This window comes from Kitasatospora sp. NPDC058444, assembly GCF_042721415.1.
Classification (GTDB): domain Bacteria; phylum Actinomycetota; class Actinomycetes; order Streptomycetales; family Streptomycetaceae; genus Kitasatospora.
In genome coordinates, this window is the sequence record NZ_JBHXLL010000015.1 from 125,107 (window position 1) to 143,306 (window position 18,200).

Consider the following 18,200-nt stretch of genomic DNA (forward strand, 5'->3'; position numbering starts at 1 on the left):
CCGTCCTCGGCGAACACGTCAAGTGGGCCGACATGTTCGGCAACATCCTCGGCTTCGGCGGGCTCGCGCTCGGCTGGCGCCGCTCGGTCTGGAGCTGGCCGGTCCAGCTGCTGTCCGGCGCGGTGCTGATCACGGCTTACCTCGGCGGCCACGTCCCCGGCCTGATCGGCAAGCAGCTGATCGTGATCGCCACCGCCTCCTGGGGCTGGGCGCAGTGGCGGCGGGGCCGCCGCGACGGCGGCACGATCGCCGTACGGTTCGCGAGTTGGCCCGAGCGGATCGTGCTGGCGGCGGGCACCGCGGCCGCCACCGTCGCGCTCGCCCTGCTCTTCACGTCCTTCCCCAGCCTGTCCTGGAGCCCCTGGTCGGACGCCTACATCTTCGTCGGCACGCTGGCCGCGATGGTCGCCCAGGCCCGCGGCTGGGTGGAGTTCTGGTTCGCCTGGATCGCGGTCGACGTGGTCGGCGTGCCGTTCGCCTTCAACAGCGGTTACACCTTCTCCGGCCTGACCTACTCCGTCTACTTCGTCCTGGTGCTGCTCGGCCTGCGTTCCTGGTGGCTGAGCACCCGTGAGCCGCGCGCCAAGTCCGCCACCGTCCCGCAGGGAGCCACGGTATGACCGAGATGACCGAGAACCAGTCCAGCACCGGCGCCACCGGGTCCGAGCCCACGCCCGAGCCCGAACTCGTCCTCGACCCGGTCGAGCGGGCGATCGCCGACATCACGCTCGGCCGCGCCGTGGTCGTGGTCGACGACGAGGACCGTGAGAACGAGGGCGACATCGTCTTCGCCGCGTCCGCCGCGACTCCGGAGCTGATGGCCTTCACCATCCGCTACAGCTCCGGCGTGATCTGTGCCCCGATGACCGGCGAGGAGCTGGACCGTCTCAAGCTCCCCCCGATGACCCAGGTCAACGAGGACCGCAAGGGCACCGCGTACACCGTCTCGGTGGACGCCCGCGAGGGGGTCGACACCGGCATCTCCGCCGCCGACCGCGCCCGCACCGTACGGCTGCTCGCCTCGCCGGGCACCGAACCCGGGGACCTCACCCGTCCCGGCCACGTCTTCCCGCTGCGTGCCGTCGAGGGCGGCGTGCTGGTCCGCCCCGGCCACACCGAGGCCGCCGTCGACCTCGCCCGGCTCGCCGGACTGCCGCCGGCCGGCGCGATCGCCGAGGTGGTCAACGACGACGGCACCATGGCCCGGCTGCCCGAGCTGGTCGCCTTCGCCCGCGAGCACGGCCTCGCGATCATCTCCATCGAGGACCTGATCGCCTACCGCCGCCGTACCGAGCTGCACGTGGACCGGGCCGCCGTGACCGCCCTGCCCACCGCGCACGGGGAGTTCACCGCCGTCGGCTACCGGGGCACCATCGACGGCGTCGAGCACCTCGCGCTGGTGGCGGGCGGCCTGGACGCGGAGGGCCGGCTGCCGGACGCCGAGGACGTCCTGGTGCGGGTCCACTCCGAGTGCCTGACCGGTGACGTCTTCGGCTCGCTGCGCTGCGACTGCGGCCCGCAGCTGGAGGCCTCGCTGGAGCGGGTCGCCGAGGCCGGGCGCGGCGTGGTGCTGTACCTGCGCGGCCACGAGGGGCGGGGGATCGGCCTGGCCCACAAGCTGCGCGCGTACGAGTTGCAGGAGCGGGGGCGGGACACCGTCGACGCCAACCTGGACCTCGGCCTGCCCGCCGACGCCCGGGACTACAGCATCGCGGCCCAGATGCTGGTGGACCTCGGCGTCCGCTCGCTGACCCTGCTCACCAACAACCCGCAGAAGCTGACCGCGCTCACCGAGCACGGGCTCAAGGTCAAGGGGCGCGAAGCGGTCGAGATCGCGCCCGGCGAGCACAACCTGCGCTACCTGCGCACCAAGCGCGACCGGATGGGCCACGACCTGCCCGGCCTCGGCTCCTGAACCGACCCACGTCCGACACCAGAGAACGGAAGAACACACATGAGCGGCCACGGAGCCCCCGAGCTGACCATCGACGGCGCCGCCGACCTCAAGGTCGCCGTCGTCGCCGCCCAGTGGCACGACCAGGTGATGAACGGCCTGCTGGACGGCGCCCACCGCGCGCTCAAGGAGCTGGGCGTCGCCGAGCCGACCGTGCTGCGGGTGCCCGGCACCTTCGAGCTCCCGGTCGCCGCCAAGCGCCTCGCCGAGCGCGGCTACGACGCCGTGGTGGCGCTCGGCGTGGTGATCCGCGGCGGAACCCCGCACTTCGACTACGTCTGCCAGGCGGCCACCTCCGGCCTCACCCAGGTCAGCGTCGACACCGGCGTTCCGGTCGGCTTCGGCGTGCTGACCTGCGACAACGAGGAGCAGGCGATCGACCGCGCGGGCCTGCCCGGCTCCGCCGAGGACAAGGGCCACGAGGCGGTCACCGCCGCCGTCGCCACCGCCACGGTCCTGCGCGCGGCGCTCTGAGGACGACCCGGCCGGTCCCGGAGCGCGGACGTCCACCGGACTGTCCACGCTCCGGGACCGTTTACCGTCCGTCCGCCCGCACGCCGTATGGTGGGCCCATCATGGCTTCGAAGACATTCGAGGAGCTCTTCGCCGAGCTCCAGCAGAAGGCCGCCACCGGCGACCCCTCGTCCTCCCGCACCGCGCAGCTCGTCCAGCAGGGCGTCCATGCGATCGGCAAGAAGGTCGTCGAGGAGGCCGCCGAGGTCTGGATGGCCGCCGAGTTCCAGTCGGACGAGCAGACGGCGGAGGAGGTCTCGCAGCTCCTCTACCACGTCCAGGTGATGATGATCGCCCGCGGACTGACGCTCGACGACGTCTACAAGTACCTCTAGAAACGCCGCTCCCCAGAGCACACCCATCCTCCCAACAGGTAAGGAAGCAACCTCCCATGCTGCGCATCGCCGTCCCCAACAAGGGTTCTCTCTCGGGTCCCGCGGCGGAGATGCTCCATGAGGCCGGCTACCGCCAGCGGAAGGACCCCAAGGAGCTCGTCCTCGTCGACCCGAACAACGAGGTGGAGTTCTTCTTCCTCCGCCCCCGGGACATCGCCGTCTACGTCGGCTCCGGCCGCCTCGACGTCGGCATCACCGGCCGCGACCTGCTGCTGGACTCGCACTCCAACGCGGAGGAGGTGCTCGCCCTCGGCTTCGCCGGGTCGACCTTCCGCTTCGCCCGCCCCGAGGGCGTGGACGTCGAGGACGTCAAGGGCCTGGAGGGCCTGCGGATCGCCACCTCCTACACCGGCCTGGTCGAGCAGCACCTGGCCGACCACGGTGTGAAGGCGACGGTCACCAAGCTGGACGGCGCGGTCGAGACCGCGGTGCAGCTGGGCGTCGCCGACGTGATCGCCGACGTGGTGGAGACCGGCACCAGCCTGCGCAACGCCGGCCTGGAGGTGTTCGGCGAGCCGATCCTGATCTCGGACTCCGTGGTGATCCGGCCCAAGGGCGCGGGCGAGGACGCGCGGGTGGAGCAGTTCCTGCGCCGCCTCCAGGGCGTGCTGGTGGCCCGCCGCTACGTGCTGATGGACTACGACATCCGCGCCGAGAAGGTCGGCGCGGCCGTCGCGCTGACCCCGGGCCTGGAGTCGCCGACCGTCTCGCCGCTGCACACCGAGGGCTGGGTCGCGGTGCGTTCGATGGTGCTCCGCAAGGAGGCCCAGCAGATCATGGACGACCTGTGGGGCATCGGCGCCCGGGCCATCCTGGTCACCAACATCCACGCCTGCCGCCTCTGACCGGCGGGTCCGTCACCGCCCGCGACCCGCGCGTCCGGGTGACCTGCCCGCCGGTCCGCGGGTAAAGAACGGTTCAATGGGGCGGGGACGCCGACCGCGTCCCCGCCCCTCGTGCTGCCGCAACCAGAACCACCCCGGAGACCCCACGTGTCCACGCCGCCCGTCCAGTTCCCCGTCACCTGGGCGCCGCGCCGCACCCGCGCCGTGCTGCTGCCGGTCTGCGTGCTGCTGGTGGCGCTGTTCTCCGCGATGGCCGTGCTGCTCCCGGAGAACTGGCAGCTCAACGACCGGATCATGATGATCGCCAGCGGCGTCCTGTTCGCCGGCGTCGGCCTGATGCTGGCCCGCCCCCGGGTGAGCGCCGACGCGGAGGGCGTGACGGTGGTCAACTTCGTCCGCCGCCGCCGGCTCGCCTGGGCCGAGATCGTCCGGGTCAACTTCCGCCAGGGCGACCCGTGGGCCACCCTCGACCTCGCCGACGGCACCTCGCTCGCCGCGGTCGGCATCCAGTCCGGGGTCGGCAAGGACCAGGCCATCGCGAACGCCCGCGCGCTGCGCGACCTGGTCGAGCACCACGCCCAGATCTGAACCCGGACCCCCTCCCACCTGGGGTTCCCCGCCCCGGCGGGTCGAACAGGCTTCCTTCCGCCATCCGGGTATGGTCTACGCTGGTAAAAGCAGGGCAAACTCCGCCCTGCCCGAAATCGAGTGCCCGTACCCGACCTGAGGAGTGACACTCCCCCTCGATGGACGATCCGTCCGGTAGTACCTGCGCCGCCTCGCTTCCGATCTCCGGAAGGCAGGCGGCACTGTGATCACCGCCTGGCTGCTGTTGCTCGCAGCCGTTCTCCTGATCCTCGCCAACGGCCTGTTCGTGGCCGCCGAGTTCGCCTTCGTGACCGTCGAGCGCGGGGAGGTCGAGCGTTCCGCCGGAACGGGCGACGCCAAGTCCCGCCGCGTCGCCAGGGCCCTGCGGCACCTCTCCTTCGAACTCTCCGGCGCCCAGCTCGGCATCACCGTCACCTCGCTGGTGGTCGGCATGCTCGCCGAGCCGGCGCTGTCCACCCTGCTCGCGCCCGTGATGTCCGCCATCGGCGTGCCCGACTCCGCCGCCCGCGGCGTCTCCGTGATCGTCGGCATGGTGCTGGCCACCGTCGTCCAGATGGTGATCGGCGAGCTGGTGCCGAAGAACTGGGCGATCTCCCGCCCGCTCCAGGTGGCCCGCGCGGTCGCCGCCCCGCACATGGCCTTCTCCTTCGCCTGCCGCCCGCTGATCAGCTTCCTGAACGGCACCGCCGACCGGACCGTCCGGGCCTTCGGCATCGAGCCGCAGGAGGAGCTGGGGCACGCCCGGACCCCGGACGAGCTGGTCTCGCTGGCCCGCCACTCGGCCAAGGCCGGCGCGATAGACGAGGAGTCGGCGACGCTGTTCGTCCGGACCCTGGGCCTGCGCGAGCTGACCGCGGAGTCCGTGATGACCCCGCGCGTCGAGGTGGCCGCGCTCCAGCGCGACGCCACCGCCTCCGACGTCATCAACCTGACCAGGGCCACCGGCCTGTCCCGCTTCCCGGTCTACACCGACAGCCTGGACGAGGTCACCGGCACCGTCACCCTCAAGGACGCCCTCGCCGTCCCGGCCGCCCGGCGCGGCCTGGTGCGGGTCGCCGAGCTGGCCTCGCCGCCGCTGCTGGTGCCCGAGACGCTGCCCGCCGAGCGGCTGCTCGACCAGCTGCGCCGCCTCCAGCCGATGGCCATCGTGGTCGACGAGTACGGCGGCACCGCCGGCGTCGTCACCGTCGAGGACATCGTGGAGGAGATCGTCGGCGAGGTGCAGGACGAGCACGACCCGGACGACCACCCCGAGCTGCTCCCGCTGCCGCCGGTCAACGGCCTGCCGGTCTGGGAGGCCGACGGCCGCGCCCGGATCGACCAGCTGGAGCGGATCGGCCTGAACGCCCCGGACGGCCCGTACGAGACCCTGGCCGGCCTGGTCTCCGACCTGCTCGGCAAGCTCCCCGAGGTGGGCGAGCAGGCCGAGCTGCCCGGTTGGCGCTTCACCGTCACCGGTGTCGACCGCCACCGCACCACCGGGGTCCGGGTGGAACGCACCACCGCGCCCGCGCAGTTCGACGAGGACCGGGAGGAGGGCCGATGACCGCCCTGCAACTGGCCGTCGCGCTGCTGCTCCTGCTCGGCAACGCCTTCTTCGTGGGTGCCGAGTTCGCCGTGGTGTCGGTGCGCCGCAGCCAGATCGAGCCGCTCGCCGAGGCCGGGCACAAGCGCGCCCGCACCGTGCTGCACGCGCTGTCCAACGTCTCCGCGATGCTGGCCGCCGCCCAGCTCGGCATCACCGTCTGCTCGCTGGGCCTCGGTGCCCTCGCCGAGCCGACCATCGCCGCCCTGCTGGAGGGCCCGTTCCACGCGATCGGCGTCCCGTCCGGCCTGATGCACCCGCTGTCGTACGGCATCTCGCTCGCCGTCGTGGTGTTCCTGCACATGGTGATCGGCGAGATGGTGCCCAAGAACATGGCCATGGCCGGCCCCGAGCGGGCCGCGCTCTGGCTCGGCCCGCCGCTGGACCGGCTGGCCCGCTGGCTCGCCCCGGTGATCCGGGTGCTGAACGCCTTCGCCAACGGCGTGCTGAAGCTGTTCCGGGTGGACGCCAAGGACGAGGTCGAGTCGGTCTTCACCACCGAGCAGCTGATGTACCTGCTGGCGGACTCCCGGGACGCCGGCCTGCTCGACGAGAGCCGCCAGGAGCGCCTGGAGGACGCCCTGGAGCTGGGCCGCCGCCCGGTCACCGAGGTGCTGCTCAAGCCCGAGCAGCTGGTCACCGTGGACCCCAAGGCGACCGCCGCCGAGGTCGAGGAGCTGGCGCTGCGCACCGGCTTCTCCCGCTTCCCGGTCACCGACGGCGACCCGGCCGGCCACGGCTACCTCGGCTACCTCCACCTCAAGGACATCCTCGACGTGGACGACCCCTCGGCGCCCGTCCCGGCCCGCCTGTGGCGGCCGATCACGGTGCTGCGCGGCAGCCTCCCGCTGGACGACGCCCTCGGTGCGATGCGCCGGGCCGCCTGCCACCTGGCCGCCGTGCTCGACCAGGACGGGCGCACGCTCGGCGTGGTCATGCTGGAGGACGTGCTGGAGGAGCTGGTGGGCGAGGTGCACGACCCGGACCACCGCGCCACGGCCTGACCGTCCTGACGGCCCGGGTCCGCTCCCGGCGATTCTGCTGAGAGCATGCGACCGTTCCCATGCCGGCCACCCTGGAGCAGGGTGGTCGGCATGAGACTTCTGCTGCTGGGTGGAACGAAGTTCGTCGGACGGGTCGTCGCCGAGGAGGCACTGGCCAGGGGCTGGGAGGTGACGGCCCTCAACCGCGGCACGCAGCCCGCGCCCGAGGGCGTCGAGGTGCTGAAGGGCGACCGCATCGCCGAGGGCGGCCTCGCCGCACTGGCGACGGGGGAGTGGGACTCGGTGGTGGACACCTGGTCCTGGGCCCCGGCCGCGGTGCGCGACAGCGCCCGGCTGCTCGACGGCCGGGTCGGCCACTACGCGTACATCTCCAGTGCTTCGGTGTACGCGTGGCCGAAGGCGCCCGGCGCCGACGAGTCCGCCGAGGTCGTCGCGGGCGACCCGGACGAGGCCGGCGAGGTCGGCTACGCCGAGAACAAGCGCGGCGCCGAGCTGGCCCTGGAGGCCGAGTTCGGCGGCAGCGCGCTGCTCGTCCGCTCCGGGCTGATCCTCGGCCCGCACGAGGACATCGGCCGGCTGCCCTGGTGGTTGAACCGGATCGCCCGGGGCGGCCCGGTGCTCGCTCCCGGCCCGCGCGACACCCCGCTGCAGTTCATCGACGTCCGCGACCTCGCGAGCTGGACCCTGAACGCCACCGCCGCGCGCCTGTCCGGGGCGTACAACGTGGTCGGCCCGACCGGCCACGCCACCACCGGGAGCCTCCTGGAGGCCTGCGTGCGGGCCACCGGTTCGGACGCCGAGCTCCGCTGGACGGACCCGGAGCGGATCGCCGCGGCCGGCATCGCGTCGTGGACCGAGCTGCCGGTCTGGGCGGCGCCCGGCGAGCTGTACGACTACCTGCACACCGCCTCGGTCGCCCGCGCGGTGGCCGACGGGCTGCGCTGCCGCCCGGTCGAGGAGACCGTGGCGGACACCTGGGCCTGGCTGCGGGCGATCGGCGGCGAGGCCCCGCAGCGCGCGGACCGGCCGAACGTGGGGCTCGACCCCGAGCGCGAGGCCGAGGCACTGCGGAGCTGAGCCCCGGGGGAGCCGGTCGTGGCCGTGGGGCGTGTCCGACGATTTCCGGTCGGGCTCGCGAATCGTCGGACACGCCCTGGCTAGCCCCGGCCGTCGATCAGCTCCCCGTACGCCTGGACCAGGTCCGGCAGCCGCAGGGTGGCCAGGTCCTCCCGGCCCGGCGGCTCGCGCAGCAGCGACAGCCGCAGGTCCCGGTAAGCGCAGGACTTCTCGTACAGGGTGCGGATGAACCGGCCGTTGCCCAGCTCGTCGATCCAGCCCTCGCGGACCACGTGGGTGCAGATGCTGGCCAGCTCCTCGGCGGCGTCCTCGTCCCAGCCGTCGCCGTCCCGGCCGGCCAGTGCGGCGCCGATCGCGGTCAGCTCGCCGGGGCGGTAGCTGGGGAAGTCGACCCGGGTGGTGAAGCGGGAGTTGAGGCCGGGGTTGGTGGCGAGCAGCCGGTTCATGCCCTCGGGGTAGCCGGCCAGGATCACCACCAGCCGGTCGCGGTTGTCCTCGGCGCGCTTGAGCAGCACCTGGAGCGCCTCGTCGCCGTACGCGTCGCCCTTGGTGTAGCCGGAGTTGGAGAGGCTGTACGCCTCGTCGATGAAGAGCACGCCGTCCAGTGCGGAGTCGATCAGCTCGTTCGCCTTCACGGCGGTCTGGCCGAGGAACTCGCCCACCAGGTCGGCGCGTTGGGCCTCCACCAGGTGGTCGCCGGAGAGCAGGCCGAGGGCGTGGAAGACCCGGCCGAGGATGCGGGCCACGGTGGTCTTCCCGGTGCCCGACGGGCCGGAGAAGACGAAGTGGCGTTTCGGCGGCTGGACGGGCAGGCCCTGCTCGGCCCGCAGTCGCGACATTCTCAACTGAGCTGACAGCGCCCGTACTTGGCGTTTGACCGGCTCCAGGCCGACCATCAGCGAGAGTTCGGTCAGGGCCGCGTCCAACTCCCGTTCGTCGTCACCGGAGCCGCCGGACCGGGGCTCGGGCGCGGCGGCGGTCCGGGGCTGCACCCGGCCGGTGGCGGGCAGCGGCGGCACGGCGGGCGCGGGCGGCGCGCCCGGGCCGGAGCGCGCCCCGGCGGCCTGCGGTGCGCCGTCGGCCTGGCCGCCGTCCAGCAGGGCGCCGCCGGTCAGGGCCCCGTCCGCCGGGGGGCCGGCCGGCGGTCCGGCGTCCGGCAGCCCGGCATCCGGCAGCCCGGCGTCCAGCGAGGGCCCGCCGCCCGACGGGACGGCGCCGGACAGGAGGCCGCTCGACACCCCGTCGCCCGAGACGGTCAGCCCGCTCGGCCCGCCCGCGTCCCCGAACTCCTCGTCGTACCCGGGCAGTCCGGCGAACCCGGCCTCGTCCGGGTACCCGGTGTCGACGCCGGGACCGCCCGGTGCGGCGGTGTCGGCCGCACCCGGGCGCCCGCCCGCCGGCAGTCCGTCCGCGAGTCCGTCCGCGAGTCCGCCCGTGAGCCCGTCCGCGAGCGCGTCGTCGGCCGCGATGGCCGCCAGCCGGGCCGCGGTGTCCATGAACGCCGGGTCCGCCCGGTGCACCGCCCGGTAGAGCGGCAACGCCGCGGCGCTGCGTCCGGCCCCCTCGTACGCCCGGGCCAGCCAGTACCGCAGCTCCTTGCGCTGGGGCTGCTCGGAGCGGCAGCGGGCCAGCGAGGCGGCCAGCGGGGCCTGCGCCTGGGCGCACATGTCCAGGCGCACCCGCGCCATGCCGGCGAACAGCCCGGCCTCGATGCCCAGCAGCGGGTCGTCCAGCAGGCGGTCGGTGTCCCGGATCAGCTGTTCCCAGTCCTTGAGCAGGTAGGAGCGGCAGGCGTACAGGAAGCGGGCGCAGGGGTCCTCGCCGGGCGCGGGGCACTGTTCCAGCGCCCGGTCCAGCTCGGCCAGGTGGCGGCCGTCGAGCCAGTGCGAGGCGTGCGCCAGCGCGAGGTCGCGGGCGTCCTCCAGCACCGGTTGCACCCACCAGCCCAGCCAGTACCAGGAACTGAGGGGCCGTCGGTGGAGCCGCCGCTGTTCGCCGAAGCGTTTCTGGTGGCGGTACATGGCCAGCAGCGCGGCCGAGGTGTCGCTGCGCAGCGCGTGCAGTCCGAGCCAGGCGTCGGCCATGCCCGGGTCCAGCCGGACGGCGGCCCGGAACTCCTCCTCGGCCCGGGTGTACGCACCGGCCGTGTAGGCGTCCATGGCGCGCAGCCAGGCGCGGTCGGCGAACCGGTCCGGCCCGCCCGCCGTGCTGTCGGAACTGTCCACCGTCGTCACTCACGCCCCCCGCGGTGCGGCCCGGGGCTCGGCCGGCGAGTCGCCTGCGCCCAGCCCGGCCGGTGGTCGTCGACCCCCTGCGGCGCATATGCGCCTGCCAGGAATCGTACCGGCGTGGCGCTGATCCGGAAGGGTGCCGCACAGGGTCAAATGCGATCGCGCGAGCGGCCGTTGAGCGGCCGGGCGGGGAAACGGGCCGCCGGGGAGCGACTTTCGGAAGGGGACCGGACGGCGCCCCCGGCTCACGGGGGAACAAGCCGGGGGCGCCGGGTCCGAGGTAACCGGAAGCTTGTGTTCCGGCGACTGAGGAGAACCTAGGTCCTGGCGATGTCGCAGGTCAAGGCGGTGGTTGAAGATTCACCGACGGTGCCCGGGGCGATCCGGCCGGTCACCCCGTCGACCCGCGTCGCGGCGTACGGACGGCTCGGATCGGCGGCGAAATGCGCCGATTCGGCCCGGGCCCAGCCCGCCCAGAACTCGGCCAGATCCGGACCGTCCCGCTCCTCCCCGCGCCGCCGGGCCGCGGCGGCGTCCAGCTCCATCCAGATCACCCGGGCCAGCCACGGCCGCACCGCCCGCCGGCCCGCGCCGACCCCCTCGACCAGCACCACCGGGGCGGCCGGCACCGCGGCCGTGCCGGCGAAGCGGCGCAGCGTCCAGTCGTACACCCGGTACTCGGCGTCCCGTCCGGCCGCCAGCGGCTCCAGCACCTGCTCGGACAGGCGTCCGGTCCACTCGAACGGCTCGCGGTGGGTGGCCAGGTCGTCGAGGTGGACCACCGGGGCCCCGCCGAGCGCCGCCGCCAGCCGCCCGGCGAAGGTGGTCTTGCCGGAGCCCGCGTGCCCGTCCACCGCGACCAGCCGCACCGGACCGCAGGAGGGCGCCAGTGCGCGCAGCTCCGCCGCGAGCGCGGTCAGCCGGTCGTCCGGAGCGGTCCGGAGCGGGGACGGAAAAGGTTCGGATGCAGCCACAACGTCAACCCTACGGTGCCGTAGCCCGCCACTGCGGACAGTTCATCTGTGCAGGTCGTGACGGCAGCGCGGGTTTCGGGCATACTCGCCTTCGCCACGACTGTGAACGGCCGTTCACCGCAACCCGGTGCCGGTCGGTCCGACAAGCCGCACCCCGCCGGGTCAGCCGACACCTCGGTCCGGCGCCCGAACGAGGAGGCGACCACCGCCATGACCCCCTCCCCTGTGAAAGCCGTGGAGCGCCAGCTGCCCACCGAGGAGGCCCGCGAGCTGCTGAGCCTCACCCGGGACCTGGTCCAGCGCGAACTCCAGCCGCGCGCGGCGGACGACGAGGCCGCCGACCGCTTCCCGCGGGACGTCTTCCGCACCCTCGGCGACGCCGGCCTGCTCTCCCTCCCGTACGACGAGAAGCACGGCGGCGGCGAACAGCCCTACGAGGTGTACCTCCAGGTGCTGGAGGAGCTCGCGGCCGGCTGGCTGGCCGTCGGCCTCGGCGTCAGCGTGCACACCCTCTCCTGCCACGCCCTGGCCACCTTCGGCACCGACGAGCAGCGCGACAGGTGGCTGCCCGCCATGCTCTCCGGCGAGCAGCTCGGCGCCTACTGCCTCTCCGAGCCGCAGTCCGGCTCCGACGCGGCCGCGCTGCGCACCCGCGCCGACCTCGACGGCGAGGCGTACGTGGTGAACGGCACCAAGGCCTGGATCACCCACGGCGGCCAGGCCGACTTCTACAGCGCCCTGGTGCGCACCGGCGTGGACGGCCCCAAGGGCATCAGCTGCCTGCTCGTCCCCGGCACCCAGCAGGGCCTGTCCGCGGCCCCGCCGGAGCACAAGATGGGCATGCGCTCCTCGCCGACCGCGCAGCTGCACTTCGACGGCGCGCGGGTCCCGCGCGAGCGGCTGATCGGCGAGGAGGGGCAGGGCTTCCAGATCGCCCTCGCCGCGCTGGACTCCGGCCGCCTCGGCATCGCCGCCTGCGCCGTCGGCGTCGCCCAGGCCGCGCTCGACCTCGCGGTCGACTACGCCCGCACCCGGCGCCAGTTCGGCCGCCCGATCGCCGAGTTCCAGGGCCTGTCCTTCATGCTCGCCGACATGGCCACCCAGATCGAGGCCGGCCGCTCGCTCTACCTGTCCGCCGCCCGGCTGCGGGACGCCGGCCGGCCGTTCTCCAAGGAGGCGGCGATGGCCAAGCTGTTCTGCACCGACACGGCGATGCGGGTGACCACCGACGCCGTCCAGGTGCTCGGCGGCTACGGCTACACCCAGGACTTCCCGGCCGAGCGCTACCTGCGCGAGGCCAAGGTCCTGCAGATCGTCGAGGGCACCAACCAGATCCAGCGCCTGGTGATCGGCCGCCACCTCACGAACGGCTGATCCGCCCAGGGGCCGCCCGGCGTCGAACCGCCCGGCGGCCCCGCCCCTCCACACGGCCTCCGGCCGTCACTCCAGGGTGCGGAGTGACGGCCGGAGGCGTTCCCTGCGGAGGGTCAGCTCGCCTTGGCGGTGCGGCCGGTCAGCGCCGGACGACGGCGACGCTGCTCCGGGATCGCGGACCGCAGCGCCGCGACGGTCGGGACGGCGGGCGCCACCGGGGCGGCCTGGGGGACCGCGGCGAGCCGTACCGGGCGGTCCGCGACGGCGTGCGAGAACGGCTGGGTGCGCCAGTCCAGCCCGCTCGGGAGCTTGAACAGCGCCTCGAAGCCGGCCGGTTCGGCGTCCTGCGGGGCCTCGACCTCGGCCAGGCCGTCCGTCGGCGTGCCCGAACCCGGGCAGATCGCGGGGGCGAAGGGGTTCCAGGCGGTCGGCAGCAATGCGTGCTGAGGCAGCCGCTCCTCGTCCGCCACGAGGGCGATCGGGCGGCGGCACTCGGGGCAGTCGACCCGGAAGATGTCCCAGATCTCCGCCTCGCCGGGGTCGGCGCCAAGCAGGTGGTCGACCGCGAGGTCCTCGCGGTCGACCGTATCGTCGGTCTCGTCGGAGCCCAGCACACGCTGGTCGGTAGCAGGCATGAGGATCCCCCTAGGATCGGGCCCGGCGTGGTCGTCCAGGGCCACAACCAGCACTTCCCTGTGATCCGGACTCATAACCCTGCGGTCCCGTGCACCGTGATGCACCGGGTGTGTCCTTGGCCACATCCGGTGCCACATTCACCCGGCATGTGCCCGCCCGGCACCTGCGAACCCTCCCCGTGCCACCGCGTGCGCCCCCCGTGCTCCCGACCGGGTAGGTTTGCGCACTGTGGAGGATCTCGACCAACGCATCGTCCAGCTGCTCCTCGAAGACGGCCGGATGAGCTACACGGACCTGGGCAAGGCCACCGGCCTGTCCACCTCGGCGGTGCACCAGCGGGTGCGCCGCCTCGAACAGCGCGGGGTGATCCGCGGCTACACCGCGATCATCGACCCGGACGCCGTCGACCTGGCGCTGACCGCGTTCATCTCGGTCAAACCCTTCGACCCGAGCGCCCCGGACGACACCCCCGAGCGGCTGGCCGGCCTGCCCGAGATCGAGGCCTGCCACAGCGTCGCCGGCGACGAGAACTACATACTCAAGGTCCGCGTCGGCGCCCCCGGCGACCTGGAGGACCTGCTCGCCCGCATCCGCAGCGCCGCCGGCGTCTCCACCCGCACCACCGTCGTGCTGTCCACGCCGTACGAGGCGCGCCCCCCGAAGCTCTGAACCGCGGGCCGGTCCGCGCGGCGGAACCGGTGACGTGCAGACTTGGCGGCATGACCGAAAGCACCCCACGGACCGTCCTGCTGCGCGGCGGCGCCGTCTACAGCCCCGCCGACCCCTTCGCCACCGCGATGCTCGTGGAGGGCGGGCACGTCGCCTGGGTCGGCAGCGACGGCGCCGCCGAGGCGTACGCCGCGACCGCCGACGAGATCGTCGAGCTGGACGGCGCCCTGGTCACCCCCGCCTTCGTGGACGCCCACGTGCACGCCACCGCCACCGGCCTGGCGCTCACCGGCCTCGACCTCACCGGCAGCCCCTCGCTGGCCGCCACCCTGGCCGCCGTCACCGCCTTCGTCGAGGCCCGGCCCGAGCCCGGCGGGGTGCTGATCGGCCACGGCTGGGACGAGACCGGCTGGCCCGAGGGCCGCCCGCCCACGCTCGCCGAACTCGACGCCGCCGCCCGCGGCGCCGCGCTCTACCTCTCCCGCACCGACGTGCACTCCGCGCTCGCCACCACCGCGCTGCGCACCCTCACCGAGGGCCTGGCCGAGGCGCCCGGCTACGACCCCGAGGGCCCGCTCACCAAGGACGCCCACCACGCCGTCCGGCAGACCGCGCTGGCCCGCCTCACCCCCGAGCAGCGCCGCCGCGCCCAGCGCGCCACCCTGGCCCGCGCCGCCGAACTCGGCATCGGCGCCCTGCACGAGTGCGCCGGCCCGGAGATCTCCTCGGAGGCCGACCTGGCCGCCCTGCTGGCGCTGGCCGCCGACGGCGAGGGGCCCGAAGTCTTCGGCTACTGGGGCGAGTTGGGCGGCGTCGAGACCGCCCGCAGGCTCGGTGCGGTGGGCGCCGGCGGCGACCTCTTCGTGGACGGCGCGCTCGGCTCGCACACCGCCTGCCTGCACGCCCCGTACGAGGACGCCGAGCACACCGGCACCGCCTACCTGGCCGCCGAGCAGGTCGCCGACCACGTCGCCGCCTGCACCGAGGCCGGGCTCCAGGCCGGGTTCCACGCCATCGGCGACGCGGCGGTCACGGCCGTCCTCGACGGCGTCCGGGCGGCCGGCGCCCGGGTCGGCGCCGACCGGGTCAAGGCGATGCGCCACCGCGTCGAGCACGCCGAGGCGCTGGACGACAAGGCCGTCGCCGCCTTCGCCGAACTCGGCCTGACCGCCTCCGTCCAGCCCGCCTTCGACGCCGCCTGGGGCGGCCCGGAGGGCATGTACGTCCAGCGCCTGGGCGCCGAGCGGGCGGCCGCCCTCAACCCCTTCGCGGCGCTGCTGCGGGCCGGCGTCCCGCTGGCCTTCGGCTCGGACGCCCCGGTCACCCCGCTCGACCCCTGGGGCACCGTCCGCGCGGCGGCCTTCCACCGGACGCTGGACCACCGGATCTCGGTCCGCGCCGCGTTCACCGCCCACACCCGCGGCGGCTGGCGCGCGATCGGCCGCGACCAGGACGGCGTGCTCGTCCCCGGCGCCGTCGCCAGCTACGCGATCTGGGCGGCCGGCGAGCTGGTCGTCCAGGCCCCCGACTCCCGGGTGGCCGGCTGGTCCACCGACCCGCGCTCCGGCACCCCCGGCCTGCCCGACCTCACCCCGGGCCACCCGCTGCCGACCTGCCTGCGCACCGTGGTCCGCGGCCGCACGGTGTACCAGCGGTAGACCCGTGGAACGGCGGGCCGCAGCGGCCCAGGCCGATCGACCAGGACCGAACCGGTGCCCGCCGACCTCACCGTCCCGCGCGAGCCGCTCGCCCCGGAGCTCCGCCCGGAGCCCCGGGGCGAGCGGCACAACGCCTCCGACCACGCCGCCTGGACCAGGGCGCCTCCGGCGGCGGGCATCCGGCGCGCGACGGTCCCCACCGAGGCACCCGCAGCCCGGCCGCACCCGCGCCGTCCGCGACCGGCTCACCGGGCACCGGCCGCCGCGGGAGTCCCGCCGCGCCCCGCGCTGACCGCCTCACCACCCTCACCTCACGGGCCACCGACGTTCCGGGGTACCTTCTTCGCACAGCGTCCGAACAGCAAGCCCCAGGAAGATGGTGCGCCGGTGGCCACTCCCGTCACCCAGGAACGGCCCGAGGCCGTGCCCGAGCCGCAGGAGCCGGCACCACGACCGAACCGCGGAGCCCGCGCGCTCGCCAAGGTCCGCGCCGGGCTTCCCCGTACCGGACTCGCCGTGCTGGCCGGCCTGCTGCTGGCCCTCGCCTTCCCGCCGTACGACCTGTGGCCGCTGTCGCTGCTCGGCGTCGCCGCGCTCTCGCTGCTCACCCGGGGCCGCACCTTCCGCCAGGGCCTGTGGACCGGCTTCGCCTTCGGCCTGCCGTTCTTCCTGATGCTGCTCAGCTGGCTGCGGGTGGTCGGCTGGGACGCCACGATCGGCCTGTCCGTCGTGGAGGCGCTGTTCCTGGCCCTGCTCGGCGGCGCCCTGGCCGTGATCTCCCGGCTGCCCGGCGCACCGCTCTGGGCGGCCTGCCTGTGGGTCACCCAGGAGTGGGCCCGCGACCGGCTGCCGCTCGGCGGCTTCCCGTGGGGCCGGCTCGCCTTCGCCAACACCGCCACCCCGTTCACCCCGCTGGCCGCGCTCGGCGGCGCGCCGCTGGTGACCTTCGCGGTCGCCCTCTGCGGCGCCCTGCTGGCCTGGGCCGCCCTGCGGGTGCGCGGGCCCCGCAAGGCCCCGAAGGCGGCCGCGCTGGCGGCACTCGGTGCGGTGGCCGCGCTGCTGGCCGGCTACCTCGTCCCGGTGCCCACGGCCGCCGCCGACACCGTCAGGGTCGCCATCGTCCAGGGCAACGTGCCCAACCCGGGCATGGACTTCCTGGGCCGCCCGATGATGGTCCTCAACAACCACGCCGCGGCCACCGAGCGGCTCGCCGCCGACATCAGGGCCGGCAAGGTCGAGCGCCCCGACATCGTGATCTGGCCGGAGAACTCCTCCGACCTCGACCCGTTCAGCGATCCGCTGGCCCGCCAGCGGATCGACCAGGCGGTCAAGGCGGTCGGCGTGCCCACCCTGGTCGGCACCCTGGTGGACGGCCCGGACGCGCAGCACGTCCAGAACGAGGGCATCGTCTGGGACCCGGTCACCGGCCCCGGCGCCTCCTACACCAAGCAGCACCCCGTCCCGTTCGGCGAGTACGTCCCCTTCCGCGCCCAGCTGATGAAGGTGATCACCCGGCTCCAGCGGGTCGCCCGGGACTTCTACCCCGGCGACCACAACGGCGTGATGCAGCTCGGCCCGGCCAGGATCGGCGACGTGATCTGCTTCGAGGTCGCGTACGACGAGATCGTCCGCGACACCGTGGACAGCGGCGCCCGGGTCCTGGTCGTCCAGACCAACAACGCGACGTACGCGAAGACCGGGCAGCCCGAGCAGCAGCTGGCGATGAGCCGGTTGCGGGCCGTCGAGCACGGCCGGGCGGTGCTGATCGCCGCCACCAGCGGCATCAGCGCGGTGATCGCCCCGGACGGCAGCGTCCAGCAGCGCACCGAGGAGCTGACCGCGGCCGAGCTGTCCGCCACCGTCCCGCTGCGCGACGGCACCACGGTGGCCGACGAGGTCGGCGCCGCCCCGGAGTGGACGCTGGCCGTCGGCGGCCTGCTGGCCTGCGGCGCGGCGGTGCTGGTCGGACGGCGCCGGAAGGCCCCGGCTGGAACACCGGCCGGGAAGGAATCGTTGGACCAGGTGGTGCCGTAGCCGGCCCGGACCTCCCGTGCGGCGCGCAGAGCACCGCTTGGAGTGGATTCGTACCGTGACCCAGCAAGCTACCCCCACCCGTCCGGCCCCGCGTAGCAGGCTCCGCCGGGTGCTGCCGCTGCTGATCACCGCCTGGCTGGTGCTGGAGATCTGGCTGCTGGTCCAGGTCGGCTCGTGGCTGGGCGGATTCACCGTCGTGCTGCTGCTGATCGCGGGCGCCCTGATCGGCGGCTCGCTGATCAAGCGGGCCGGGCTGAAGGCGCTGTCGGCGGCGATCGAGCAGAGCAAGAACCCGCAGTCCCAGCAGCCGCAGACCGGTACCAGCATGACCGTGCTGGCCGGTCTGCTGCTGATCGTCCCCGGCTTCCTGTCGGACCTGCTGGCCCTGACCCTGCTCTTCCCGCCCACCCGGGCGCTGTGGCGGGTGCTCGGGCGCCGGGCCGCGGAGAAGGCGCTGCGCAGCGCCTCCGTGGTCGGCGCCGACCCGTTCGCGGACGCGATGCGGCTCCAGGAGCAGCTGCGCATCCACCGCCCGGACGGCAAGGTGATCCAGGGCGAGGTCGTGGACCCGGAGGAGGGCCCGCGCGGCCCGCAGGGCCCGGACACCACCTACCGCCCGCCGATCGCGGGCTGACCCCCTTC

17 protein-coding genes are annotated in these 18,200 nt (G+C 74.2%); 14 read left to right on the forward strand and 3 right to left on the reverse strand.

Going from position 1 to position 18,200, the window contains the following annotated elements; all coding sequences use genetic code 11:
* Window positions 1-32: 32 nt before the first annotated feature.
* From ACFWP2_RS18130 to ACFWP2_RS18170, 9 genes are all read left to right on the forward strand, one after another.
* The gene (locus ACFWP2_RS18130) at window positions 33-620 is read left to right on the forward strand and encodes a nicotinamide riboside transporter PnuC (protein ID WP_380452442.1); all 588 of its coding nucleotides are present in this window, start codon (window positions 33-35) and stop codon (window positions 618-620) included.
* Between the two features lie 5 nt (window positions 621-625).
* On the forward strand, window positions 626-1,915 hold the full coding sequence (locus ACFWP2_RS18135) for a bifunctional 3,4-dihydroxy-2-butanone-4-phosphate synthase/GTP cyclohydrolase II (protein ID WP_380452444.1): 1,290 nt from the start codon (window positions 626-628) through the stop codon (window positions 1,913-1,915).
* 39 nt (window positions 1,916-1,954) lie between these two features.
* Window positions 1,955-2,428, forward strand: a complete 474-nt coding sequence (gene ribH / locus ACFWP2_RS18140) for a 6,7-dimethyl-8-ribityllumazine synthase (protein WP_380452343.1) — start codon at window positions 1,955-1,957, stop codon at window positions 2,426-2,428.
* Between the two features lie 101 nt (window positions 2,429-2,529).
* On the forward strand, window positions 2,530-2,802 hold the full coding sequence (locus tag ACFWP2_RS18145; RefSeq protein WP_280685086.1) for a phosphoribosyl-ATP diphosphatase: 273 nt from the start codon (window positions 2,530-2,532) through the stop codon (window positions 2,800-2,802).
* A gap of 56 nt (window positions 2,803-2,858) precedes the next feature.
* Window positions 2,859-3,707, forward strand: coding sequence for an ATP phosphoribosyltransferase (gene hisG / locus ACFWP2_RS18150; protein WP_380452346.1), 849 nt, complete (start codon window positions 2,859-2,861; stop codon window positions 3,705-3,707).
* Window positions 3,708-3,854: 147 nt separating this feature from the next.
* Window positions 3,855-4,295 carry a PH domain-containing protein gene (locus tag ACFWP2_RS18155; RefSeq protein WP_380452348.1) on the forward strand — a complete coding sequence of 147 codons (441 nt, stop codon included), beginning with the start codon at window positions 3,855-3,857 and terminating at the stop codon, window positions 4,293-4,295.
* A gap of 223 nt (window positions 4,296-4,518) precedes the next feature.
* Window positions 4,519-5,862, forward strand: a complete 1,344-nt coding sequence (locus tag ACFWP2_RS18160; protein ID WP_380452350.1) for a hemolysin family protein — start codon at window positions 4,519-4,521, stop codon at window positions 5,860-5,862.
* Window positions 5,859-6,905: a hemolysin family protein gene (locus tag ACFWP2_RS18165; RefSeq protein WP_380452352.1), complete on the forward strand. Its 1,047-nt coding sequence runs from the start codon at window positions 5,859-5,861 to the stop codon at window positions 6,903-6,905. Before ACFWP2_RS18160 ends, ACFWP2_RS18165 begins: the two co-directional genes overlap by 4 nt.
* Before the next feature lie 90 nt (window positions 6,906-6,995).
* Entirely contained in the window at window positions 6,996-7,982 is a 987-nt protein-coding gene (locus ACFWP2_RS18170; protein WP_380452354.1) for an NAD-dependent epimerase/dehydratase family protein, read from the forward strand.
* A gap of 80 nt (window positions 7,983-8,062) precedes the next feature.
* Here the strand turns inward: ACFWP2_RS18170 and ACFWP2_RS18175 are convergent, their stop codons facing one another.
* Window positions 8,063-10,141 (reverse strand): AAA family ATPase, encoded by a 2,079-nt coding sequence (locus ACFWP2_RS18175; protein ID WP_380452447.1) that lies wholly within the window; start codon window positions 10,139-10,141, stop codon window positions 8,063-8,065.
* Between the two features lie 389 nt (window positions 10,142-10,530).
* Window positions 10,531-11,187: a uridine kinase gene (locus tag ACFWP2_RS18180; RefSeq protein WP_380452356.1), complete on the reverse strand. Its 657-nt coding sequence runs from the start codon at window positions 11,185-11,187 to the stop codon at window positions 10,531-10,533.
* Window positions 11,188-11,397: 210 nt separating this feature from the next.
* Between ACFWP2_RS18180 and ACFWP2_RS18185 the strand changes: the two genes are divergently transcribed.
* Window positions 11,398-12,561, forward strand: coding sequence for an acyl-CoA dehydrogenase family protein (locus tag ACFWP2_RS18185; protein WP_380452358.1), 1,164 nt, complete (start codon window positions 11,398-11,400; stop codon window positions 12,559-12,561).
* 113 nt (window positions 12,562-12,674) lie between these two features.
* Here the strand turns inward: ACFWP2_RS18185 and ACFWP2_RS18190 are convergent, their stop codons facing one another.
* A complete protein-coding gene (locus ACFWP2_RS18190; protein WP_380452360.1) occupies window positions 12,675-13,196 on the reverse strand; it encodes a hypothetical protein in 522 nt (173 codons plus the stop codon).
* A gap of 229 nt (window positions 13,197-13,425) precedes the next feature.
* Here ACFWP2_RS18190 and ACFWP2_RS18195 point away from each other — a divergent pair, with 229 nt between their 5' ends.
* From ACFWP2_RS18195 to fxsA, 4 genes are all read left to right on the forward strand, one after another.
* Window positions 13,426-13,866, forward strand: coding sequence for an Lrp/AsnC family transcriptional regulator (locus tag ACFWP2_RS18195; RefSeq protein ID WP_045694655.1), 441 nt, complete (start codon window positions 13,426-13,428; stop codon window positions 13,864-13,866).
* Between the two features lie 50 nt (window positions 13,867-13,916).
* Window positions 13,917-15,524: an amidohydrolase gene (locus ACFWP2_RS18200; protein WP_380452362.1), complete on the forward strand. Its 1,608-nt coding sequence runs from the start codon at window positions 13,917-13,919 to the stop codon at window positions 15,522-15,524.
* Window positions 15,525-15,911: 387 nt separating this feature from the next.
* Window positions 15,912-17,558 carry an apolipoprotein N-acyltransferase gene (gene lnt, locus ACFWP2_RS18205; RefSeq protein WP_380452364.1) on the forward strand — a complete coding sequence of 549 codons (1,647 nt, stop codon included), beginning with the start codon at window positions 15,912-15,914 and terminating at the stop codon, window positions 17,556-17,558.
* A gap of 55 nt (window positions 17,559-17,613) precedes the next feature.
* Window positions 17,614-18,192 (forward strand): FxsA family membrane protein, encoded by a 579-nt coding sequence (gene fxsA, locus ACFWP2_RS18210; RefSeq protein ID WP_380452366.1) that lies wholly within the window; start codon window positions 17,614-17,616, stop codon window positions 18,190-18,192.
* Window positions 18,193-18,200: the final 8 nt, after the last annotated feature.

Bases quoted from the DNA above. Each gene is read 5' to 3' on its own strand.
- ACFWP2_RS18130 (WP_380452442.1), top strand. From the start codon at position 33: ATGTTCGGCAACATCCTCGGCTTCGGCGGGCTCGCGCTCGGCTGGCGC.
- ACFWP2_RS18135 (WP_380452444.1), top strand. From the start codon at position 626: ATGACCGAGAACCAGTCCAGCACCGGCGCCACCGGGTCCGAGCCCACG.
- ribH (WP_380452343.1), top strand. From the start codon at position 1,955: ATGAGCGGCCACGGAGCCCCCGAGCTGACCATCGACGGCGCCGCCGAC.
- ACFWP2_RS18145 (WP_280685086.1), top strand. From the start codon at position 2,530: ATGGCTTCGAAGACATTCGAGGAGCTCTTCGCCGAGCTCCAGCAGAAG.
- hisG (WP_380452346.1), top strand. From the start codon at position 2,859: ATGCTGCGCATCGCCGTCCCCAACAAGGGTTCTCTCTCGGGTCCCGCG.
- ACFWP2_RS18165 (WP_380452352.1), top strand. From the start codon at position 5,859: ATGACCGCCCTGCAACTGGCCGTCGCGCTGCTGCTCCTGCTCGGCAAC.
- ACFWP2_RS18170 (WP_380452354.1), top strand. From the start codon at position 6,996: ATGAGACTTCTGCTGCTGGGTGGAACGAAGTTCGTCGGACGGGTCGTC.
- ACFWP2_RS18175 (WP_380452447.1), bottom strand. From the start codon at position 10,141: ATGGACGCCTACACGGCCGGTGCGTACACCCGGGCCGAGGAGGAGTTC.
- ACFWP2_RS18185 (WP_380452358.1), top strand. From the start codon at position 11,398: ATGACCCCCTCCCCTGTGAAAGCCGTGGAGCGCCAGCTGCCCACCGAG.
- ACFWP2_RS18190 (WP_380452360.1), bottom strand. From the start codon at position 13,196: ATGCCTGCTACCGACCAGCGTGTGCTGGGCTCCGACGAGACCGACGAT.
- ACFWP2_RS18200 (WP_380452362.1), top strand. From the start codon at position 13,917: ATGACCGAAAGCACCCCACGGACCGTCCTGCTGCGCGGCGGCGCCGTC.